General features: G+C 34.7%; 23 protein-coding genes and 3 pseudogenes. 20 read left to right on the plus strand and 6 right to left on the minus strand.

The window, feature by feature from the left end; all coding sequences use genetic code 11:
- Window positions 1-15: 15 nt before the first annotated feature.
- The 3 genes from OPR29_RS01930 to OPR29_RS01940 form a co-directional block, all read right to left on the minus strand.
- Window positions 16-972 (minus strand): IS5 family transposase, encoded by a 957-nt coding sequence (locus OPR29_RS01930; protein WP_213863789.1) that lies wholly within the window; start codon window positions 970-972, stop codon window positions 16-18.
- Between the two features lie 158 nt (window positions 973-1130).
- Window positions 1131-1889, minus strand: a complete 759-nt coding sequence (locus OPR29_RS01935; protein WP_007302888.1) for a cell division protein FtsQ/DivIB — start codon at window positions 1887-1889, stop codon at window positions 1131-1133.
- Window positions 1870-2823 (minus strand): D-alanine--D-alanine ligase, encoded by a 954-nt coding sequence (locus OPR29_RS01940; protein ID WP_012481821.1) that lies wholly within the window; start codon window positions 2821-2823, stop codon window positions 1870-1872. Before OPR29_RS01940 ends, OPR29_RS01935 begins: the two co-directional genes overlap by 20 nt.
- Before the next feature lie 564 nt (window positions 2824-3387).
- Here OPR29_RS01940 and OPR29_RS01945 point away from each other — a divergent pair.
- Window positions 3388-3654: a hypothetical protein gene (locus OPR29_RS01945; protein WP_007302779.1), complete on the plus strand. Its 267-nt coding sequence runs from the start codon at window positions 3388-3390 to the stop codon at window positions 3652-3654.
- 29 nt (window positions 3655-3683) lie between these two features.
- On the opposite strand, the gene OPR29_RS01950 is transcribed toward OPR29_RS01945, so the two are convergent.
- Window positions 3684-4061 carry a ferredoxin family protein gene (locus OPR29_RS01950; RefSeq protein WP_254229739.1) on the minus strand — a complete coding sequence of 126 codons (378 nt, stop codon included), beginning with the start codon at window positions 4059-4061 and terminating at the stop codon, window positions 3684-3686.
- Between the two features lie 61 nt (window positions 4062-4122).
- On the opposite strand from OPR29_RS01950, the pseudogene dprA reads away from it, so the two are divergent.
- The 19 genes and pseudogenes from dprA to OPR29_RS02045 all read left to right on the plus strand — a co-directional run.
- Window positions 4123-5001: pseudogene (dprA, locus tag OPR29_RS01955) on the plus strand (DNA-processing protein DprA); the annotation flags it as partial.
- 87 nt (window positions 5002-5088) lie between these two features.
- Window positions 5089-5769, plus strand: coding sequence for an IS6 family transposase (locus OPR29_RS01960; protein WP_264376282.1), 681 nt, complete (start codon window positions 5089-5091; stop codon window positions 5767-5769).
- Between the two features lie 47 nt (window positions 5770-5816).
- Window positions 5817-6662, plus strand: a pseudogene (locus OPR29_RS01965) (ankyrin repeat domain-containing protein); the annotation flags it as partial.
- Window positions 6662-8494, plus strand: a complete 1833-nt coding sequence (locus OPR29_RS01970) for a phage terminase large subunit family protein (protein WP_265025361.1) — start codon at window positions 6662-6664, stop codon at window positions 8492-8494. The pseudogene OPR29_RS01965 and the gene OPR29_RS01970, both read left to right, overlap by 1 nt.
- A complete protein-coding gene (locus OPR29_RS01975; RefSeq protein ID WP_007302777.1) occupies window positions 8487-8711 on the plus strand; it encodes a gpW family head-tail joining protein in 225 nt (74 codons plus the stop codon). The genes OPR29_RS01970 and OPR29_RS01975 overlap by 8 nt, the downstream gene beginning before the upstream one ends.
- Window positions 8712-8737: 26 nt before the next feature.
- Window positions 8738-9769, plus strand: a complete 1032-nt coding sequence (locus tag OPR29_RS01980; protein WP_096097252.1) for a PDDEXK nuclease domain-containing protein — start codon at window positions 8738-8740, stop codon at window positions 9767-9769.
- Entirely contained in the window at window positions 9769-11175 is a 1407-nt protein-coding gene (locus OPR29_RS01985; RefSeq protein ID WP_265025362.1) for a phage portal protein, read from the plus strand. Before OPR29_RS01980 ends, OPR29_RS01985 begins: the two co-directional genes overlap by 1 nt.
- A gap of 23 nt (window positions 11176-11198) precedes the next feature.
- Window positions 11199-12230: a S49 family peptidase gene (locus tag OPR29_RS01990; RefSeq protein ID WP_265025363.1), complete on the plus strand. Its 1032-nt coding sequence runs from the start codon at window positions 11199-11201 to the stop codon at window positions 12228-12230.
- Between the two features lie 142 nt (window positions 12231-12372).
- The gene (locus tag OPR29_RS01995) at window positions 12373-12744 is read left to right on the plus strand and encodes a head decoration protein (RefSeq protein ID WP_214303461.1); all 372 of its coding nucleotides are present in this window, start codon (window positions 12373-12375) and stop codon (window positions 12742-12744) included.
- A gap of 25 nt (window positions 12745-12769) precedes the next feature.
- Window positions 12770-13774, plus strand: a complete 1005-nt coding sequence (locus OPR29_RS02000) for a major capsid protein (protein WP_214303341.1) — start codon at window positions 12770-12772, stop codon at window positions 13772-13774.
- Window positions 13775-13856: 82 nt separating this feature from the next.
- Complete coding sequence (locus tag OPR29_RS02005; RefSeq protein WP_265025364.1) at window positions 13857-14162, plus strand: head-tail joining protein; 306 nt, start codon at window positions 13857-13859, stop codon at window positions 14160-14162.
- Window position 14163: 1 nt separating this feature from the next.
- Window positions 14164-14664 carry a phage tail protein gene (locus OPR29_RS02010; RefSeq protein WP_264374787.1) on the plus strand — a complete coding sequence of 167 codons (501 nt, stop codon included), beginning with the start codon at window positions 14164-14166 and terminating at the stop codon, window positions 14662-14664.
- A complete protein-coding gene (locus OPR29_RS02015) occupies window positions 14661-15134 on the plus strand; it encodes a hypothetical protein (RefSeq protein WP_253308731.1) in 474 nt (157 codons plus the stop codon). Before OPR29_RS02010 ends, OPR29_RS02015 begins: the two co-directional genes overlap by 4 nt.
- Window positions 15121-15585 carry a phage baseplate assembly protein V gene (locus OPR29_RS02020; protein WP_047759504.1) on the plus strand — a complete coding sequence of 155 codons (465 nt, stop codon included), beginning with the start codon at window positions 15121-15123 and terminating at the stop codon, window positions 15583-15585. The genes OPR29_RS02015 and OPR29_RS02020 overlap by 14 nt, the downstream gene beginning before the upstream one ends.
- Window positions 15582-15828, plus strand: a pseudogene (locus OPR29_RS02025) (PAAR domain-containing protein). The gene OPR29_RS02020 and the pseudogene OPR29_RS02025 overlap by 4 nt, the downstream one beginning before the upstream one ends.
- A gap of 2 nt (window positions 15829-15830) precedes the next feature.
- The gene (locus OPR29_RS02030; protein ID WP_264374786.1) at window positions 15831-16166 is read left to right on the plus strand and encodes a GPW/gp25 family protein; all 336 of its coding nucleotides are present in this window, start codon (window positions 15831-15833) and stop codon (window positions 16164-16166) included.
- Between the two features lie 2 nt (window positions 16167-16168).
- The gene (locus OPR29_RS02035; RefSeq protein ID WP_226080699.1) at window positions 16169-16969 is read left to right on the plus strand and encodes a baseplate assembly protein; all 801 of its coding nucleotides are present in this window, start codon (window positions 16169-16171) and stop codon (window positions 16967-16969) included.
- A 263-nt stretch (window positions 16970-17232) separates the two neighbouring features.
- Window positions 17233-18399 carry a phage tail protein gene (locus OPR29_RS02040; protein WP_265025365.1) on the plus strand — a complete coding sequence of 389 codons (1167 nt, stop codon included), beginning with the start codon at window positions 17233-17235 and terminating at the stop codon, window positions 18397-18399.
- A 168-nt stretch (window positions 18400-18567) separates the two neighbouring features.
- On the plus strand, window positions 18568-19233 hold the full coding sequence (locus OPR29_RS02045) for an ankyrin repeat domain-containing protein (RefSeq protein WP_265025146.1): 666 nt from the start codon (window positions 18568-18570) through the stop codon (window positions 19231-19233).
- Here the strand turns inward: OPR29_RS02045 and OPR29_RS02050 are convergent.
- Both OPR29_RS02050 and OPR29_RS02055 read right to left on the minus strand, forming a co-directional pair.
- Window positions 19198-20067 carry an ankyrin repeat domain-containing protein gene (locus OPR29_RS02050; RefSeq protein ID WP_265025145.1) on the minus strand — a complete coding sequence of 290 codons (870 nt, stop codon included), beginning with the start codon at window positions 20065-20067 and terminating at the stop codon, window positions 19198-19200. The two genes, OPR29_RS02045 and OPR29_RS02050, sit on opposite strands and share 36 nt — an antisense overlap.
- A gap of 148 nt (window positions 20068-20215) precedes the next feature.
- On the minus strand, window positions 20216-21655 hold the full coding sequence (locus tag OPR29_RS02055) for a hypothetical protein (protein ID WP_265025144.1): 1440 nt from the start codon (window positions 21653-21655) through the stop codon (window positions 20216-20218).
- Window positions 21656-22365 lie beyond the last annotated feature (710 nt).

The following is a 22365-nucleotide window of genomic DNA, read 5'->3' on the forward strand; positions in this document are numbered from 1 at the left end:
TAATGTATAATAAATTCATGAAGCTATATCAAACTTAGCCATGCCTATTTCAGTAAATTTGTTAAGCAAATAACACTTGAGTAGCAGTTCCTTCTCACGATTAATCTCAGATTTATTCCTAAAACTAAATCCAAATATTTGCTTCAGTCGCGAGAAAAAACTTTCTATATAAGATCTCTTCCAATAATTTATCTCTTTTTTCCACCTCTTCATACCATCTTCATCATATGACTTTATGAGCTTGATTGTAGAATTTCTCTCATTCATATAATCCAACTTTGGATGCTCTACTGCATTATTTTGCGGAGGAATCCTTGTCTTTATGTCAAGCTCATCGCACAGTTTGTATAACTTCTTTCGATTATATGCCCTATCTGCATATATCGTGCTTATGTTATACTTGGTATCCACTCTTTCAATAAGATCACAGGCTCCATAGTGGTCGGAATAAACTCCACTACTGTATTTTGCAGCTATAACTTTTTTACTACCTATCTCTAGCATTACATGTAGCTTTCTTGTTTGCTCATAGCGGCGATACTTTCTATCTGTACCATTTGCCTTACTATGGCCTGGAATATTATTGTAGATGCTGATACCTGTACTATCTATAGCAATTTCAATATCTTCCATATCGTTCTTATCAACTCTGCAGTCGTTGATTTTGATATTAAGCTTTTTAAACCTTCTTGAAGCCTGCGAATAGCTGATAATTTGCAAAATTTTCCCTATTTGCTCAAGATATTTCTCTATAAATCCCACTGTTTGCCTAAGACCAATCCTGAATAGATAGGTTATTATGTGAATTAGAATCACTACTTTGTCGCTGTAGACATTGTTGCCACCTGCTACTTTTGGACTATTTTCGTACCAATTTTCAATGGCATCGTTGATATAATGAAAAACATTTCCCCTTTCTTGAAGAAATTTGTTATATTCATTGCAGTTACTGACTTTCATTCTTATTGGCATATTTTTCCTTTGTCGGCTAAATATCTATTTTATAACAAATTCCATCAGTAACTGCCTGTTCTTTCCTTGAGTGGTGCAACAAAGCCATTCCAGTTTTAAGCTACTCGGATGACAGAGAAAGGGCTACTTGCATGAAATGAAAAGGAGCACCGAGCAGATCACTTCTTCACAAAGATCTTATCAGCAACACGCATATCAATTATGCTCCAATTGCTAAAAGTAAAGTCGGTTGTATTTTGCAAGTGGCTTAAATAATCCCATGCGCTATAAGGATTATCTTCAGGCAATTTTACTGTGGAACTGTCATCGAGTATGATATTCCATCTTCTATTTCCTACATAAATACAAGAAGAAATATGATCACTTAATTGAGTTTTTCTCTCTAGTATATCTTTAATGAATTTTAGATTTGATAACGAATTTTGTCCTTTAATTACAACGAGGTTATCTATCGGGTAGTCATTTACGATCACTTTACCTTCAGAATCAATTACTGAAGTTCTGTTATCATCTTTCCAAAGAGCGAAAGGTGTATGTTCATCTACATCAATGTGTAAGGTATTAGGTAAAATTCTATAAATTTTTACATATTTTATCCATTTGCTTACAGATTGTATATTATCTGTTAGTTTTGAGAGTGATACATACATGATAGGTTGCGTTCTATCTACTAAACTTAGAATGTCCTTTTCATTTGTAAATTTGTTTCCAGTAACGGTTACTTTGTCGATTAAAAATCCATTGCTAAGTAATAAGCTCGATAAGCGATTGTTACACCAAGTAAAGTAGTAATTGAATCGATTTGTTATTTTATCAAGTGAACTATAAAGTACTAATGTGAGAAAAAGTGCAGTGATAATAACAAGAGCGCACTTGCGCAAAAAACTTCTTTGGCTTCTAGTAACATTGTTCAACATCGGCTTGATCTCTAATATTCCTGTGGTGTAAACTGTCTTCGACAATAATTTTGACTAATTCATTAAAATCAATTCCTCTTGTCAATTTTGCAATTTCTGGTACTAACGACAATTCAGTAAAGCCAGGATGTGTATTAACCTCAAGCATTTTTAAAGTGTTATTTTGGGGATTATAACGGAAGTCTGAGCGGGAAACAGTTTTACATCCTAAAAATTGATGAACTTTTAACGCGTGTTCCAAGGTTATTCTATATATGTTGTTAGGAATTTCAGCAGGAAATATATGTTCTGCAAATCCATCTGTATACTTTGCTTCATAATCATAGAATTTATTTTTCGGTCGTATTTCCATAGTGCCAATTGCTTCATTCAGTAATACAGCAGTATGTAACTCTATACCCGGTATGTATTCTTCTATGATCATCTTTTCCATTATAGTAGAACTATTATTTTTCAGCTCTAAGTAATCCTCATGTGAGAAAATCATGTGTACTCCAATGCTTGAGCCTTCGTTAATCGGTTTTAAGACGTACGGATAATCAACTTTAATATTATTTTTTAGCACATCTTCTCGACTAATTACATAGCCTCTTGGAGTGTCGATATTAAGAGAATGGAATATATGCTTTGACATCACTTTATTCATAGCAACAGCCGAAGCCATAACTTCTGAGTGTGTATATTTTATACCTAAAATCTCCAGTAAACCTTGAATACAGCCATCTTCACCATAAGGTCCATGTAGGGCAATAAAAGCAAGAGCGGGATTAGTTTTTTTAAGCTTTTGAGCAATGTTGCTATCAACATCTATTTCTATTGCATTATATGAAAGGCTATCAAGCGCCTTCTTTACTGCTTTTCCGCTCATAAGCGATATTTCTCTTTCGCAAGAAAATCCACCACTTAAAATTGCTATATTTGGAACCATAAGCACCCTAATATTTTGCTATATATCATATATAAAAGATACTTTTATCTTCAATAGAAAAAACGCTTTGAAAAATTCCACAGCTGTACAGATATTGAAACTTGCAGATGGTGTCATGCAAACTGGTTCCTTTATGATCAGACACCAGATTGCAAGTAAAACTGGAAGATCTTTTTCAGTAATATTCTTTAAAAATTTAATTTTGTAATCCACTTGATTTCCACTTTACATCTTTGTAATCAACTGTTTCTACACCTTCAATGTCATATTGATCAGCAACTACAGATAGTTCCATTTCATGATCTATTAAATAGTCTTTCTGCTAATTCTTGAGTGGGCTGCTTAGTAAACTCAACTAGCTTAGCAAAATGCTGTAAGGTTTTTTTACTGAAAGATACATTAGCGTTTGCCGTAAGTTTTACCAAAGTTCATGAGTAATTGTACAATATTTTCCTGAAATTTTCAATAAAGTAAACTTATCTGGAAAGTAATTATGCTGATATAAATATTACAATTTTATTAACACATAAATGCTACCGTGGCGTTAGTTTTTTAATTTAGGAGTATATTATGGTTATACCTACACAAAACTCGAATTCATTAACGTTTCAGGCACGTAACCTATCTCATATTTGCCACAAAAACTGTGAAGAGGCGTTCAATGAAACAGACAAACCTCTATGCAAGGCTAGATGTGACGTTTTCTTTCCAGTGCCTGAACCTCGTTCACAAATTAGTGAGAAATTAATAGATATTGCAAACAATCTCCGTTTTGAGAGTGCACAATTATCGTCTATGGCAGATGAAATAGACGCTTACAATTCAATGTCTATTTAATCAAAAAAATGTAAGTCTATTTTTGTACTCTATGACCCTAAATTTTCATCAAAATAAGCTGTCTTATCCTTTTTTTCTTTATACTCTTCTGCTGTATCTAGGGGTTGCTTTTTAGCTGTAATGTTTGGCCATTTTTGCGAATATTCTACGTTTATATTGTAAAATGATTTAAAGATTTTTTGTTCATTATTCAGTAAGCCTTCATCTAGCTCTAGAATATCTTTTATGGAATCATCAGTTACAATTGCATCTACTGGACATTCAGGTATACACACTCCACAATCAATACACTCATCTGGGTTAATCACGAGCATATTTTTACCTTCATAAAAGCAGTCAACTGGACATACTTCCACACAGTCTGTATATTTACATTTTATGCATTTATCTGTAACAAAATGCGTCATAAAACACTGTATATTTACATTATCTTGGGTACACTAAATTGATAAGAAATTCAAGCCTTTTATGAAGATAAATAAATTAAATAACGAAGAATTAGAAATATGGCTAAGCTTGGCTAGAACTGTGGGACCAGTAAAGTTCTTTAGTATACTTAGAGCATGTGGGTCGCTATATGAAGTGCTTAAATATCTTAATAAGTTGACTAACAAGGATTATGGAATTCAAAATGCACGAGAAGAAATTAAGAATGCAGAAAAAATTGGAGCTAAAATAACACCAGCATGTGATCCAGATTACCCTGACATTTTAAGGAATATCTCTGGTTTTCCTCCTGTAATAACTACACTTGGTGATGTATCATTATTAAGTCGTGAGATAATTGCAATAATCGGTGGACGTAATTCTTCAATGAATGGAAGAAATTTTGCCAATAAGTTGGCACTCGATTTAAGCCAAGCTGGTTTCATCATAATTTCTGGGCTTGCAAGAGGGATTGATACTGCAGCAAACAGTGTAATATACAAAAATTACCCCACTATTGCTGTTACAGCAAGCGGAATTGACGTAGTATACCCAAGAGAAAATTTTGATCTATACAAAAAAATTACTGAAAATGGCGGATTAGTAATGACTGAGCTTCCATTTGCTACTAAACCAAAACCTCAGTATTTTCCTCAAAGGAATCGAATTATATCTGGTCTATCGCTGGGTGTTGTAGTGATTGAAGCATCGAAACGTTCTGGCTCTCTAATAACAGCAGATTTTGCTTTAAATCAAGGGAGAGAGGTATTTGCAGTTTCTGGTTTCCCTCTAGATTCACGCTGTAGTGGTAGTAATTATTTAATTAAAAACGGTGCTAAGCTTATCGAATCCGCTGATGACATAATAGAGAGTATTAGGTTTAGTTTACCTCCGCAGCAAAAAAACCTATTTAATGTTGAGGGTTCTGTCGCATCTATAAATCCTGGTATGTAACATTTGTAGGAAAGTAGAAAAGAAGTGATATGATCATCTAAAAAAAAAGCAAAGATGTTTCGTATTAGTTCAAAATTATTGCCATATTTCAAAGGATTTAGCTTTTCAGCAGAGATAATAATGTTATCTGTATATATGAAATGTAGATTCTCTTTGAGCTATCGAGATTTGGAAGAAATGCTGAGTATAAGGGGAGCAAAAATTGATCATGCTACGTTACAAAGGTGGGTTATCAGATTTGTGCCACTGATAGATGAAGCGGTAAGGAAAAGGAAGAAGCAGGTTGGCAGTAGCTGGAGAATGGACGAGACCTACGTTAAATTAAACGGCAAATGGGTTTATCTATACAGAGCACTAGATAGTCTTGGTAATACTGTAGACTTTCTGTTGTGTGCTCGTAGAGACAAGTCTGCGGCACTTGCGTTCTTTCGTAAAGCCTTTAGAGAGAATAACCTGCCTGAGAAAGTAGTAATTGATAAAAGCGGCAGTAATACTGCTGCTCTTGATGATTTGAATACAGAAATTTCTGAAGATTGTAGAATCATGGTTTTTCAAATAAAATATCTAAATAATATTGTCGAACAAGATCATAGATTTATCAAAAAACGAATAAAGCCAATGCTTGGTTTTAAGAGCTTCCACTCCGCAAAGATTACCATTACCGGCATAGAAAATATTCGTATGATTCAAAAAAGACAAATTATCGGGGCTAATGATAATGTTTCTACTTTTTAGAATTTTGCTATGCTAATTGCTCTATAACTCCCATAATCCCAGTTTAACGATCTTCTTGTACCACAATTTATAGATGCGACAGAACCAATAAAACACCACTACATTATGCTGAAAGACTGAAAACAATAGAAGTTTTACTAACGCGAGAAGATATAGACCCTCTGGTAAAAGACGATAGCGGCAAGACACCATTTGATTACGCTAAACCTGAGATAAAGAAGGCTTTGATGAGTAATAAATACGGTTCTGAAAAGAATAGTCTACTCCATTTAGCTGCACAAAGAGGAGAAATTGAGATTGTAGAATCTATTTTAAAGGAAGAAATCAATATTGATATTGTAAATAATAAAGGTCTATCACCGATTTACCTTGCTGCGGAAAAAGGGCATTTACATGTAGTAAAGTTATTGCTGAAAAAAGGAGCAAATTATACACCTGTTCTGCACTTAGCAATCAAGTCAAATAATTTAGAATTACTTAAAGTTTTATTTAATGAAAAAAATGGAGCGTTACTCTGCAGAGATACCGTTGTTAACTTTCCAACCCTTCATAATAAATATATAGCACAGAGAGAAATAGCAGATAAAAGAATGAAAAAACATAATAATATTATGTGCATCTGTATTACAGTTAGCGCAGTAGCAATGGCAGCATATATAGGTTTAACGGTAACAGCAATAAGCAGTGCAATCATTTTTACAACAATAACATGGGTATTTGCGCTTATTATAGCAATAATGGTAAGTGAGATGAGCAAAAGATATATAGAAAACGAATTTCAGAAAAAGATGTTTATGGAATTAGAAGGGCAAAAAGGAACAGAAAGTGTCAGATCAGAAATTGATAGTGTTGAAGTAGAAAGTTTACACAACAGTTGTTTGAGTGGAGTATAATGATCTACAGTGCCAGTTTTTATTCAGGATTAAAGCCAGATCCACTACTTAAAGTATCAGAGTGGGCGAATGAGTATCGAGTTTTAGCGCCAACTGCAGCATCAGAGCCAGGAAAATGGAGAACAGAGAGAACTCCTTATTTAAAAGAAATCATGGATTCACTTTCTCCTTCTTCACCTGCAGAAAAAGTAGTATTCATGAAAGGAGCGCAGATTGGGGGAACAGAAGCTGGTAACAATTGGATAGGCTATATCATCGATCAAACACCAGGGCCAATGCTAGTAGTACAGCCAACAGTTGAAATGGGAAAACGTTGGTCAAAAGGAAGATTTGCGCCACTGATTGAAAGTACACCATGTTTAAAAAGTAAAGTAAAAGACCCAAGATCAAGAGATTCAGGGAATACTGTACAAAGTAAGGAATTTCCAGGTGGAATTGTAGTAATAACAGGTGCAAATAGCAGTGTAGGACTTCGCTCTATGCCAGTAAAATACCTCTTTCTTGATGAAATAGATGCATATCCAGGAGACTCAGGAGGAGAAGGAGATCCAGTACTGCTCAGCATAGCTCGTACCAATACATTTGCACGGCGAAAGATCTTTTTAGTATCAACGCCAACGATTCATGGAATAAGCAGAATTGAGAAAGAATTTGAAGCAACAGATAAGAGATATTTTTTTGTACCATGTCCGCATTGTAATTATTACCAAATATTAAAATGGTCACAAATAAAATGGGAAGATAAAAATCCAAATACAGCACACTATATATGTATAGAATGTGGTGAAAAGATAGAAAATCATCAAAAGACAGAGATGCTTGAGCGTGGAGAATGGAGGCCTACTAATAGAGTAAAAGGTGAGAAAAAAGGATTTCATCTTTCAAGTCTTTATAGTCCAGTAGGCTGGTATAGCTGGACTCAAGCAGTAGAAGATTTTCTTCATGCAAAAGAAAGTGAACAATTACTGAAGGTTTGGATAAATACTACACTTGGAGAAACCTGGGTAGATAAAGGAGAAGTACCAGACTGGAAGCAATTATTTAACAGGAGAGAATTTTTTCAGATTGGCACAGTACCAAGGAGAGAAGTGGTACTTACTGCAGGAGTAGATGTCCAAAAAGATCGTCTAGAGGTGGAAGTTGTAGCATGGGGAAAAAGTCGTGAAAGTTGGTCAATAGACTACCAGGTATTTGAAGGTGATACTGGAGGAGGAGAAGTATGGGGAAAACTTTCGGAGCTCCTCAATCATCATTTTATCGGTGAAAATGGTCTTGAATACATGATAAGTATGATGGCGGTTGATGCTGGGTATGCGACACAAGAAGTATACAATTGGGTAAGAGGTCATCAAGGCTCTGGAAGAGTAATGGCAGTAAAAGGTGTAAATAAAGCATTAGTACCACTTAGCAGCCCAAGTAGAGTTGATATAACAGTTGGTGGTCAAAAGCTAAAAAGAGGAATAAAGCTCTGGCCAGTAGGAGTATCGATATTAAAATCAGAGCTTTTTCAACTACTTAATGTTTTAAAAAACGGGGAAAAAGAAAAAGTGTCAGCAGGATATTGTCATTTTCCGGAGTATGCACCTGAATATTTTAAGCAGCTAACGGCAGAGCAATTAGTCAGCAAAGTAGTAAAAGGTTATACCAAACAAGAGTGGCAAAAGGTAAGAGAAAGAAATGAAGTACTAGATTGCCGAATTTACGCAAGAGCAGCATCAATAGCACTTGGGATTGATCGTTGGCCAGAGAGTAAATGGAATAGTTTAAGTGGAAAAATAGAAAGTAAAAAACCTAAGAAAGTAAGACAGAGTAAGTGGCTGGAAAATGTATAACGAAGAGTATTTAGTTCAAGTCGAAGAAGCGATAAAGAAGCTGCAAAACGGAGAGCGAGTAGTATCAATTGCATATGGTGACCATGTAGTGAGATATGCTGAAGTTCAGATAAATGATTTACTAAACTTAAGACAACGTATTAAAGCTGAGCTAAAGATTGTTGGAATGAAACCGAAGAGAAAGATTGTTTTTTCAACGAGTAAAGGGATCATATAATGATAAAAATCGTTAAAAGGAACCGTATGACAAAAATTATAGCAAAAGAATATACAGAATTTTTAGAGCAGCTCAAAGAACAGATTGCTACTAGTCGTTATAAAGCAGCACTAGCAGTAAATAGCAAACTCATTGTGCTTTATCACTATATTGGTACAGAGATCTTAAGGCGCCAAAAAGAACATGGTTGGGGTGCTAAAATCATAGATCAGCTAAGTAAGGATTTGAGAAGCGCATTTCCAGAAATGAAGGGATTTAGTGCTAGGAATCTTACTTATATGCGTCAATTTGCTGCAGAATATCAAGATACTGAATTTACGCAGCAGGTTGCTGCACAATTGCCTTGGTTTCATATTGTAGTTATTTTAGATAAAGTAAAAGATCCAAAAGAAAGACTATTTTATTTTCAAAAAGCTATAGAGCACGGTTGGTCACGTAGTATAATGGTGATGCAAATCGAACGTGAATTGCACAAACGTCAAGGAAAAGCTGTTACTAACTTCAAAGATAAGTTACCTTCTCCCCAGTCAGATTTAGCACATTATACATTAAAAGATCCATATATTTTTGATTTTTTGAGTATAGGAGATGACGCTCATGAAAGAGAAGTGGAAAAAGGTCTTGTAGGCCATGTAGAGAAGTTTTTGCTTGAGCTAGGGGAAGGATTTGCATTTGTAGGTAGGCAATTTCACTTAGATGTTGGAAATAAAGACTTCTATATTGATTTATTGTTTTACCATTTAAAGTTACGTTGCTTTGTAGTAATTGAGCTAAAAGACAAAGATTTCAAGCCAGAATATGCAGGTAAAATGAATTTTTATCTTTCAGCCGTTGATGATTTACTAAAGCACGAGACAGATCAACCATCTATAGGATTAATTTTATGCAAGTCAAAGGATAACGTGCTAGCTAAGTATACACTGAAAGACATAAATAAACCGATAGGGTTGGCAGAATATAAAATTACTGAAAATCTACCAGAGAATGTAAAGACAGCCTTGCCAACAATAGAAGAGCTAGAGGCTGAGTTATCCAAAGTTTCAGATAAGGAAAAGTAATGCTGTTAAAATCGTTCAAGCAATTATTTAGCAAACCAAAGATAAAAAGTTTAGCATGGGATGCAGCGGGCTCAGGAAGAAGGGTAATGTATTGGCAAGGAGAAGCGGGAAGCATAAATAATTTGCTTTCTCAAAGCCTTGAGCACCTGCGTAGTAGATCACGTGATATGGTGAGAAAAAATCCATATGCAGCAAATATAATTGATACGATAGTAAGTAACTCTATTGGAACAGGAATAAAACCACAATCAAAAGCAAGAGATGGAGAATTTCGCAAAAAAGTACAAGAATTATGGCTAAAATGGACAGATGAAGCAGATAGCTGTGGAATAAGTGATTTTTATGGATTACAAGCTCTAGTATGCAGAAGTATGATAGAGGGAGGAGAATGTTTTGTACGTCTGCGGATCCGAAAACCTGAAGATGGTCTGTGTGTACCTCTGCAATTACAAGTACTTGAATCTGAACATTTAGATAATAAAACAAATCAAACTTTAGCAAATGGTAACATAATCCGTAATGGCATTGAGTTTAACAGGCTTGGGCAAAGAGAGGCATATTACTTATTTAGAGAACATCCAGGAGAAAGCTCGTTTGGAGAATCAGTTAGAGTACCAGCAAATGATGTTTTACATATCTATAAACCTTTAAGACCTGGACAAATTAGAGGGGAACCTTGGCTTTCTAATATACTGCTGAAGCTTTATGAGCTTGATCAATACGATGATGCAGAGCTGGTAAGAAAGAAAACTGCAGCAATGTTTGCAGGGTTTATTACAAGGCTCGATCCTGAAGCAAATATCATGGGAGAAGGTGAAGCAAGTGAGCAAGGAGTAGCACTATCTGGCCTAGAACCTGGAACAATGCAGCTTTTAGACCCAGGAGAAGACATCAAATTTTCGGAACCATCTGATGTTGGAGGAAGTTATGAAGCGTTTATAAGACAGCAACTGAGGGCAATAGCAATAGGTACAGGAATAACATATGAGCAGCTAACAGGAGATTTAACAGGTGTTAATTATTCATCAATCAGAGCTGGATTAATAGAGTTTCGTCGTAGATGCGCTATGCTGCAACACAACATTATGGTATTCCAGTTTTGCAGACCAGTATGGAATAGATGGCTAGAGTTAGCAGTGCTTTGTGGAGAACTGAGTATAGATGAAAAAGTAGTAAAAGCAGCGAAAGAAGAAGTAAAATGGATACCACAGGGATTTGATTGGGTGGATCCACTGAAAGACCAGCAAGCACAGCAAATGGCAGTAAGGAATGGATTTAAGAGTCGATCGGAAGTAGTATCAGAAATGGGTTATGATGTAGAAGAAATTGACCAAGAAATAGCAGAAGATCAAAAGCGAGCTAATTCTTTTGGACTTTGTTTCGATTGTGACGTTAATGTGCCATAAAATACAATAAGGGGAGGAAGGTGATGTGGATAAATAAACCAATAATGGTAGAGAGAAGAAGTTTTGAACTACTATCATTATATAACAGCAAACAACCTATCTTTAAGAATTTAAAGCATTTTCATATAAATCCAAAAGGAATAGCAATAATACGTATTTATGGAGTTTTGACAAAAAAAACAGAAGCTTTTGATCATATTTTAGACATGACTTCGTATGAAAATATTCATGAAGAGATAGAGAGTGCTTTAGAAGATAAAAGCATAGAGACGATTCTACTTGACATAGACAGTCCAGGAGGGGAAGTAAACGGTGTCTTTGACCTAGCTGATTTTATTTATGAATCAAGAGCAAAAAAGAGAATTATTGCAATAGCAAATGATGATGCATATTCTGCTGCGTACGCTATAGCCTCTAGCGCTGAAAAGGTTTTTGTGTGTAGAACCTCTGGTGTTGGAAGTATAGGTGTTATTGCAAGTCACATTGACCAAAGCGGTTTTGATGAAAAGCAAGGAATAAAATACACAACTATTTTTGCAGGCAAGAGAAAGAATGATTTAAATCCACATGAGCCAATGACGTCTGAAAGTCTGGAAAGCTTACAAAAAGAAGTAGACCGACTATATGAAATGTTTGTGCAGCTAATAGCAAGAAACAGAGGTCTTTCAATTGAAAAGATTCGATCAACAGAAGCAGGTCTATATTTTGGCGAGAAAGCAGTAGAAATAGGTCTTGCAGATGGAGTTACAACATTTTTTGAATTTATTAACAAAGGAGAAAATACTATGAATAAACAAACTACAACTGACCTAGAAACTGATAATTTAACTAAGTATCGTACTGAAGTTGTTGAATTAATACGTTTATGTAACTTATCACGAATGCCAGAGAAAATAGGAGAATTTATTGAGCAGGGCGTAAGTGTTGAGCAAGCAAGGGAGGTTTTAATGGAATTACTTGCAGAGAGAACGAAGAAGACAGAGATACTGAGTGCAATACCACAGAATTCGCAGGAAGATTTGATGACACAGGTAGCGAAAAGTCGGTGCATTTAAATTTTATAACCGCCATATATAGTGCTCTGCGGTAAATAAGTGTCCAAAATGCGCCATAATGGCTAATTATAAGGTAATAACCGCAGTGTATAGCAGTTATAAACACGGCGGTAAAAAAAATAAAAAAAGGAGAGAAAAAGACATGATAAGTATAACTGAAGGAAATAATTTAGGCGATCTTCTGAAATATGAAGTGTCCAACCTATATTCAAGAGACCAAATAACAGTAGCTAAAGGTCAAAATCTTAAGCTTGGTGCAGTAGTTGCCAAAAAGACGGAAGATGGTTTTATTAGAGTACTTAATCCTGCTGGAACAGATGGCACACAAACAGCAATAGGTGCAATAGTAAGTGATGTAAATGCGACAGAAAATGCCAAAGCAGTAATTATTACTCGTGGTGCAATACTAGCAGATCATGCAGTTGTGTGGCCAGCAAATATCACTGAAGAACAGAAAGCTGAAGCAATAAAGCAACTTGAAGGACGAGGGATCATTGTCCGCAAGGGAGTGTAACTTAAATTAATAAGGGGGAAAAAGAATGCAAAATCCATTTACAAATACAGCATTTAGCATGACGGCACTAACAAATGCGATGAATATATTGCCGATAAATTATGGACGAGTTGAAAATCTAAATTTGTTTCCAAGTAGGTCAGTAAGATTTAGACATATTACAATAGAAGAACATAATGGAGTTTTAAGTCTACTACCAACGCAAGTACCAGGGGCACCAGCAACAGTAGGAAAACGTGGTAAAAGAAAGGTAAGGACATTTACCATTCCTCATATTCCTCATGATGATGTGGTGTTACCAGAAGAAGTACAAGGAATAAGGGCATTTGGATCAGAGAGTGAACTGAAAGCGCTGGCAGATGTAATAACTGACCATTTGCAGCTAATGAGAAATAAACATGCAATAACGTTGGAGCATTTGCGTATGGGAGCGCTGAAAGGAATAATTTTAGATGCTGATGGGTCAGAATTATTAAATCTGTACAACGAATTTAAAATAACACCAAAAGTAGTAAATTTTGCCCTTGGAACAGCAACAACAGATGTAAAACGTAAGTGTCTGGAAGTATTGCGGCATATTGAAGACAACTTAAGTGGTGAATATATGACCGGGATTCATGCTTTAGTAAGCCCTGAGTTTTTTGATGCACTTACTTCTCATACTAAAGTAAAAGAAGCATATGAAAGATGGCAAGAAGGAGCAGCGCTTCGGAATGATATGAGGTCAGGGTTTACGTTCTGTGGAATCACATTTGAGGAATATAGAGGGCAAGCAACTGATCCTGAAGGAACCGTGAGAAGATTTATAGAAAGAGATACAGGGCACTGTTTTCCAGTAGGAACAGCAAGTACATTTACAACATATTTTGCACCAGCAGACTTTAATGAGACAGTAAATACCCTTGGACAGCCACTATATGCAAAACAAGAGCCAAGGAGGTTTGATAGAGGAACTGATTTACATACACAGTCAAATCCTCTGCCAGTGTGCCACAGACCAGGAACATTAGTAAAAGTCGTTGCAGCATAACAATACTGGTAGAGTAACTACAAGTTGGTGAGGCACAAGAGGACTCTACTAGTATATACCTTATTAGCATACTTATGAAAGAATGCAAGAGAATATTAAGAGATTACTAAAAGATTGTTTTGCCCATTTAGGAGAAGTGGCTTTGTATAAATCAAAGGATAAGTCATACATGGTACAAGTATTAAAGCAACAGCCAGATAAATTATACGAGATTGGTGAAGGACAATTTGTGGAAGAAACTTTAGCGTTAGAAGTAAGTGCGTTTGATGTGTTAAGGCCAATAGTAGGAGATGTTTTTGTTATAGGTGATCGAAGATATAAAGTACACTCACCGCCACTTAGAGACAAGTCTGGAATAACGTGGAAAATAAAAGCGTATGGGGTGTAAAATGTCTGTTCATATAGAAGTTGAGGTAATAGAAAATGTAAATGCTAAAAGAAGAAAAGTAGAATTAGCAACGGTAAAGGCATTAAACAAAACGGCACTATGGTTAAAAGCGCAAGCAGCTAAGGAAATCAGTGAGGAAAAGCAGATAAAATTAAGTTTGATAAGAAAGAGATTAAGAATTTTTAAGGCGAAAACTAGCAGATTAGACGTGTTGATTAGAGCAAATCTCTATGACATTAGAGCATCGACAATTGGCAAGATACAAAAAACAAGAAGAGGATCGAAAGTAGGAAAGCATGAGTTTATAGGAGGATTTGCAGCAGTTATGCCAAAAGGAAATAGCGGTATGTTTAAACGTGAAGGAAGAGCAGCATTGCCAATAAAGGAAGTTAAATTGCCACTCGAACCTGAGGCTTCAAGGATAATAGGAAATCTTGTTAATTATGAGGTTGAGAAAGTGTTTACAAAATTTTTTGAACGTGAATTGAGCTATAAAGGATGAATTTGAAAGATTTACATGATAAAATTTGTACCACGCTGAAGAAAGAAATTTCTGCGATACAAACATGCGAAGTATATCCAGCAATAAGGAAAGAATTAGTAGCACCGGCAGTATTTATAGAATTATCAAGTCTAGAGCAAGGAAAAGATCCAGGAACAGAAGAATTAGCTCTGAAAGCAAGATTTGAAGCTAGAATAGTAGTTGATAGCACAATCGAAAATGCTCCTCTTATTGTCAGAACATTAGCTGCCGAGGTGGCAAAAGTTGTAAACAAAAATACATGGAATATAAAAAATGTTTCACCAGGAGAATTTATCTCTGCAGAAATTGACGGATTTAGACCCGAATTAGATGCATATTTGGTGTGGATGGTTGATTGGAGTCATCAGCTTCATTTAGGTAAATCGATATGGACAGAAAATAAGATTAAGCCACATACGATTATAATAGAAGAAAATGTTAGAGAGTAATTTTGCTATTTCAGAGCTGCAAAGAAAGTTAGCAAATATTGTACGAATAGGAGTTGTAAAAGAAGTAGATTATGAGAAAGCAAAAGTAAGAGTGAAGATAGGAGAACTTTTAACAGATTTTCTTCCATGGATAACTTCTAGAGCAGGAGAGGAAAGAAGCTGGCTACCACCAAGCATAAATGAACAGGTAGTAATATTGTCACCATTGGGAGAGTTATCATTAGGAGTAGTACTAGCTGGAATATATCAGCAAAATTATTCTGCTCCAGAGAATAGTGAAATGATTAACAGTTTAGTATTTCAAGATGGAACAAAGTTATTGTATGACAAAGAGAGCAAGAATCTTGAAATTTCTGTAGTGGATAAATTAAATTTCAAAGTAGGAAAATCAGAGATAGAAATGACAAAAAGTGGAATAAAACTGAAAGCAGAAAGGATCGACTTAAATTGAACAAAGGAATAGTGAGGTTAGGAGACTACTGTGGAGAAGCTATACCACATTTCTGCATTAGCGGAAGTAATAATGTTTTTGTAAACGGTAAGTCAATATGTAGACAAGGAGACAGTTTTAGTGAAGGAAGAGCATTAACTGAAGGATCAAAAACAGTGTTTGCAAATGGTCTTAGTGTAGGAAGAGTAGGAGATATGTGGGTTTAAAGTAATAAAAGGCAGTGAAAGCGTTTTTGCAAAATAGAAATGAAGGGTATGGATGCTAAAACAGGAAAAGCGTTAGAAGGAATAGAGCACTTAAAGCAGTCGATAATTGATATACTGACCACTCCTATTAACAGTAGAGTAATGAGAAGAGATTATGGTTCTCGATTATTTGAATTAGTAGATAAGCCAATAAATAGAGATTTAACTTTGGAAATCTATGCAGCAACAGCAGAAGCACTGGGGAAATTTGAGAAGAGATTTAAGTTAGAAAAAGTAAAGATTGCTGAAGCTAAAGAAGGAAAAATGACTCTTGTACTTGAAGGTATGTATCTTTCAGAAGGCAAATTCATAGGTATTAGTGGAATAGTTGTTTAGAAATGCAGACATCTAATATTATTGAAAAACTAAGCTATGAGGAAATCTTTTCCAGAATGAAGGAGGAGTTAGTGTGTAGAGATGAAACCTTTTCAGCGTTAGTAGAATCCGATCCAGCGATAAAGATTCTGGAGGTAGCAGCCTGGCGAGAACTTTTGCTCAGACAAAGGATGAACGAAGCAGTAAAGAGTAATTTACTGAAATTTGCAAGGGGAGAAGATCTTGATAATTTGGCTGAATTTTATGGAGTAGAGAGGCAGAAAGAAGAAGATGATGAACGATTTAGAAAAAGAATTAAAGCAAAAATAGTGGGCTCAAGCACGTGTGGAAGCAAAGAACACTATCGATATCATGCACTGTCAGCAGATAGTAGAGTAAAAGATGCACTAGTGGAATCAACTATACCAGGGAAAGTACAAATTTCAATCTTATCAACACAATTATCCACAACTGGCATAGTGTCAGAAGAGCTACTAGAAATTGTAAAAAAGCAGGTTACTAGAGATGATATAAGGGTTTTAACCGATACAGTAACAGTGATAGGTTGCAATATTACGGAAATAGATATTCACAGCAGAATGAGCATAAGTCCTATAATATCAGAGGAAGAAATCAAGAAGCAATTTATTAAGAAGTTTGAAGAAAGTAGAAGGCTGGGATGGAGTGTAACAAGATCGTGGATAATAGCGAATCTATTTGTAGAGGGTGTAGAAAACGTAGAATTAATAGAACCAAAAGAGGATGTTGTGGTATTGGGGAATGAGTGTGCAGTGCTTGGCCACGTCAAGTTAGATAGGATTTAAAACGTATTTTTTTTGTTTTGTGCCAGTGAGGGGATTGCGTGCAATAAGTGGTTTAAGGTTCACTGGATCCAATGTTAGGGAGACGAAAGTATTGATTTTCTTCCAGAAGTTGTAACTTGTTTTTTAAAGTATGGATAATATGGTCAAATATTATGGAGAGTGTTTTCGATATTAAGAACATCTTTATTTTTCTGCAATGATCTCTTGGTTACTCATAAGCTACCTAAATAAAGGAAATTAAAGCAACTTGAAAGAAAAGACAAATGAAAAGTTTATTACCGCCAAACGCAACAAAGCAAGAGCAAGCACTGGTTAATGCAATCGATTATAAAGTTGATCCAAGCAGGATAAGAGGATTTAAATTTAGCCTAGGGGAAAAAATATTGCCGTGGTTGATTGAGGAATATGGTTTAGAAGAGATACTGCGTTGGGTAAAAGATAGAAGAAAAGCCGTAATAGAAGGAGTAAAATTTCAAAGACTGCGAGGAACACCTAAATCACTTAAAATAGCACTCAAGTGGGCAAATATAGAAGACATTACAATCATCGAAGAACCACCCGGTAAACACTTTTTTGAGTTGCAAGTAGGGATAAAAGAGGTACCAAATGACTTCTTCGTAGATGCAGTAGTAGAACTTGCAAAACTATCATTACCAGCAAGATCAAGGCTAATGAGGATTTTCAATGATCACTATAACGTTGATAGGTTTATTTTAGATGAAAGTTTATTCGGCAGCTTATTGTCAGACTATTCAGGTAGAAAAGTTGAAAAAGATGGACCAGTATTATCGTTTGGAAGAGTAAATTTTTTCAGGTCTAGTGGTCCAGTTATTAGGATTATAGAAAACTATCTACGCGATCATTATGAACGAGCTTTAAGCAATGATATATATCGCCTAGATGTAGCAATCCTTGGAGAAACCGAGCCTCACACAAGGGATTATAAAGGCATCTATGAAAGAGATCATTTGTGGTACAACTTAAAAGCACTATATCCATTACCACAGAGTTTATTACCATCGATTAAATTTGCAAAAGCGCAGATAGTATTATCAGACAGTTGGGATTTAGGAGACATAAATACGTGCTTTCCAGTTAGTAGCGTAGAAGAAAGAGGAAATAAATTTGTATTGGGAAGCGATAAACTTTCAGGGCAGCATTGGAGTTTAAAACACAAGCCAATTTTAGAAAGGTTTAGCGTTACTCACCACTACAAAATAGAAAACTATACAGATCAGAAGATTACAAAATATGGTTTAGCAGAACACAATATTAAGTATGAAAACGATTTAGATTCAGACCAAAAAGATTCGATACATGAATTAGAAAATTACATTTTAGTATTTTACCCAGGAGTACTGAAGTGGCACGAACATAGACATTTGCACAGAAGTTGGAAAAATAGTCAAGTAATATGTCTAATAAGTTAAGTACTTATATTTAGATTCTCATATATTATATTAATATAAGGTTAAAGTGTATGAAATAAAAAGAAAAGGACTTGCTTTCTCATGCTAAAAAGGACATGACTTGAATAGCAGCAGGTAAATATAAGAAATTTGTCTGGCGCTAGAAAAGCTAATTTTGTGAGGTATGAAATGAGTTTTAGCAAGAGTAAGTTTTTTAAAGAAGTATCAAGTAACGATATTAATAAAAGAAATGAAGAAGGAGAGACGATATTGCACCAAGCAGTAGAAATCTCTGATTACAAAACAGTGAGATTATTAATAAAAAAAGGGGCAGAGGTAAATGCAAGAGATAAAAATGGTTATACACCACTACACTGTGCAGTATTTGCGAAAAGCTTAGAAAATGTAAAAGTGCTGCTAAGGGAAGGAGCAGAAGTAAATGCCACTCAATATGTCACTGGATGTACGCAACTCCACTCTGCATGCAAAATAGGAGGAGTTGAAATAATAAAAGAGCTAGTAAAAGCAGGAGCTGAAGTTAATCAACTGAATAAGTATGGTGCAACACCAATGTATTACATCTGGGAAAGTGAAAAGTATCGTCTATGTGATAGCAAAGAAAGTGAAAGGGCGAGTAAATTTCTGAGAGAAAAAGGAGGAATAACAAAAAGTAGAGAACTGACCTGCTATGGAATAGAGAGGCTAGTAGGAGAAATAGCAGACATGTTGAATGGGAGCTATATGCCGGAGTTAAAAATAATAGAGATAGAAGAAATAAGGAAGAGAGACAAATCACTAATAAAGGAAGAATGTCAAAATTTAGCAAGCAAGATAAATTCCTTGCCTAATATTTAGCACTACTTTTAGGTCTGAATCTCTTTTATGCTTACTTAAAAACTCCTTTAAATTTTTAGTGCAGTCTGAATCGAGTACAAGTAAGTCATACAATTCCTTATTCAACTTTTTCTGTTTATCAGTTAAAAATAATTCTTCTATATTATAGCAGAGTTTATTAGTTGCTATTTGTTGTGGAGTTTTGCCCTTTCTACTTGTTATATTAGGTTTAGCTCCTTTCAAAAGAAGAGAGTTTGCATTATCGTGGTGACCTTTGGCAGCAGCAAGGTATAATGGTGTTTTTCCTTTATTATCTTGTATGTTAGGATCTGCGCCTGCTTCTAAGAGTAAATCTATAGCCTGATTTCCTGTGCGACGAAATCCACCAATGTTTGCTCCTGCAATTGCATGCAATACTGTTGATTGAGATTCTCCTCTTCTGAGGTTAAGAATTACTTTTAAATCTTTATTGTTTTTATTATCATGTAAGAATTCTTCAAGGGGCTCAGTATTATCAAATGAACCACAGTTAGAAGCTAAACATTTTAGAGCACTAAGTAACTTTTTGTTTAAATTTTTTTGACTTGGTGTAAGATCATGATCTAGAGCAAACCAAACACAAATCTGTTCACTTAATCCAAGTTTGCTATCTATCAAAGATGATGGTTCATTATAGTTTCTAACTGATGGTAAATCTCCTGAGTACCACATATCATTCATCAGTTCATTTAATAAATGCTCTTTAGATGATAGATGTTCTATAATTGATTCATATTCAAAATCAGATGGCTCTGGTTTGGATTTTGGTTTTAGTAGATTGATAATAGATTTTACTATCCCAGTAGACTCACCCATACTTATCCCTCTAAGCTAAGATATATGATACATTGTATGTGATATGTAACATTAAGTCAATAACCATAATCTTTTTACTACTTATGTCGTTTGTTAAGTTTTTATGGTGAGTAATATAAGATCTTTAGACAATCAAGCAGTTTAGCATTTACCCTACAGTACGGCTTGTTGTCTGTTTTGAATTTGTTACTATCTCACACCAACTATTTTTTTTCTTTTCATTAGATAAGGTAATTTTTTCAGAAGATTGACGTAGTGTTTCATGTTTTTCAAAATATCCTCGTTTAATCGCATCATGTACTGAATATCCACCAAGTAAGCAATTTTCTCCTATTTCTTCCTTATCTTTTAATTGATCAAGTTTCTTCTTGTCATCGTCACTTATCTTTACTTCAATTTTATTGTTGTCTTTATCACTAGAACGTAGATGAATACTAATCTTTCCTACTTCAGTAGTAAAAGACATTTCAATGCCACCTTCTAAAACGTCTGTATAATTTCTTTTTCCTCCTACATTTTCAACTCTTACTATACTCTTTCCAACATGAAATATATGATGTCTAAAACTTAAATCTTTCACTTTTGGATTATTTATAACTTTTGCAACCTCAACAGTGCTATCTTGCGAATATTTTACATAAAAATATCCATTATCCATTTCTACGTGTAAAGCTTTGCCTTGGGCACTACTGTTTATAATACCTTCATCTGCTACACTTTTTAGCTTGTTATCGATTTCTTCACATTCTGCAAAAATCTCATAACTGAACCCATAAGTTGCATACAATAACTTATCATCATAAAAGGAACTGCATTTTACTCTTCCACCTTTTAATAGTAAATTACTCATGATATTGCGTATAATACCTATATTTTTATCATCTGATACACCCTCGTAGGCAGGAATATCTCTTATTCCCTTAGAAACTAAACTTGTTATAGTCTCACTATCGTCTGATAAACTCTCATAAGGTGGTAATCCCTTATGCTGTCGTATTCTATCAGGGATATTTCTTATTTCCTTAAAAATTAAACTTGTTATAGTATACTTATCATCGTTATATTTTGAATTGAGTCTTATCCCTTTTTGCAAATATTTATTTGTTATGCACTCTATACGCTCTAAAGCAGTGTTTGTAAAATTTTCATGCTTATCCCTATAACCTTGATCATTTTTTGCTACTACATCTTTTAACTCTTTACGAAATTCATCAATTAGACTTCTCTCACTTTCAGTCAGTGGTAGATCTAGCTTAATTAAAGCAGAGTCTCTTGGACTAATAGGGTAATTTTTCCAATATAAATCAATATCATCAGTTTTACTCTGATACGACAATGTATGTTTTACACATGTGTCAACAGCCTCCCTAGTTTCATGTCTCTGATCAAGGTCATAACATTCCGAACGATTACTTATTCCTTGAACAAACAAACTATAATCATCTAAATCTGTTATGTCATCTTCAGGTGTTGGTTCCTCATTGCTATTACGCTCAATTTTTGAATGCCATGGCTCAGTATTTAATTCCTCTCCTAGCTTTTGTTCACTGATAGATTCTACAACATATTTTACTGACTCTGTATCCATACTACCTCCTAGCCTAGATATAGAATATATTATGTACAATATATAATATTGGTCAAGCTAATTTCAACACAATCTTTTTACTACTCATATTTTTGTTAAGTTTTTATGGTGAGTAACAATGGAGTATGTAGATAGGTTAAAAGTTGCTTATGACTGCAAATTTGAGCTAATTTTACTATAGATTAAAATAGTTAAGACCTATATTTGATATCACTATTATTAAGAGCGTGATGGATTATGCTTTAAAGGAGTACGGAAACTGCTGAAGTTTTTACAGCAAACCTGTATGGAGCAACTTCAGCAGAATAAACAAACACATGCCAGTATTAGTAGAGAATTATTTATAAGTCAACTAACTTTTTCAAAAAATATTTTAGTGAAGATACCATGCTAGCTAAAGAATTGAATTATTGACTCTTCCTAAGATTGCAAAAAAGGTCGTATATTTGTGAGAACAAGCCGCGTAAAAATAAGGTTATAAAAATAGAAGATTTAAATTATTTCAATAAGCTTAGGCAAAAAAGTTCGTATGTAGATATGGATGAAATGGGCTAATATAGCTGATTTTAGCGCACAGTGAAATTGCCATATAAAAAAGTTCGTACTGGTTATTTGGTAGACCATGCCATCCCAAAACAAACTCTTCTCACAATAGTGGTTTTGGGTTCTGGAAATGGCTGTATTGGTTTAGTTTTAAAAATACAAACTAT

It is taken from the genome of Wolbachia endosymbiont (group B) of Pammene fasciana (assembly GCF_947251495.1).
GTDB lineage: Bacteria > Pseudomonadota > Alphaproteobacteria > Rickettsiales > Anaplasmataceae > Wolbachia.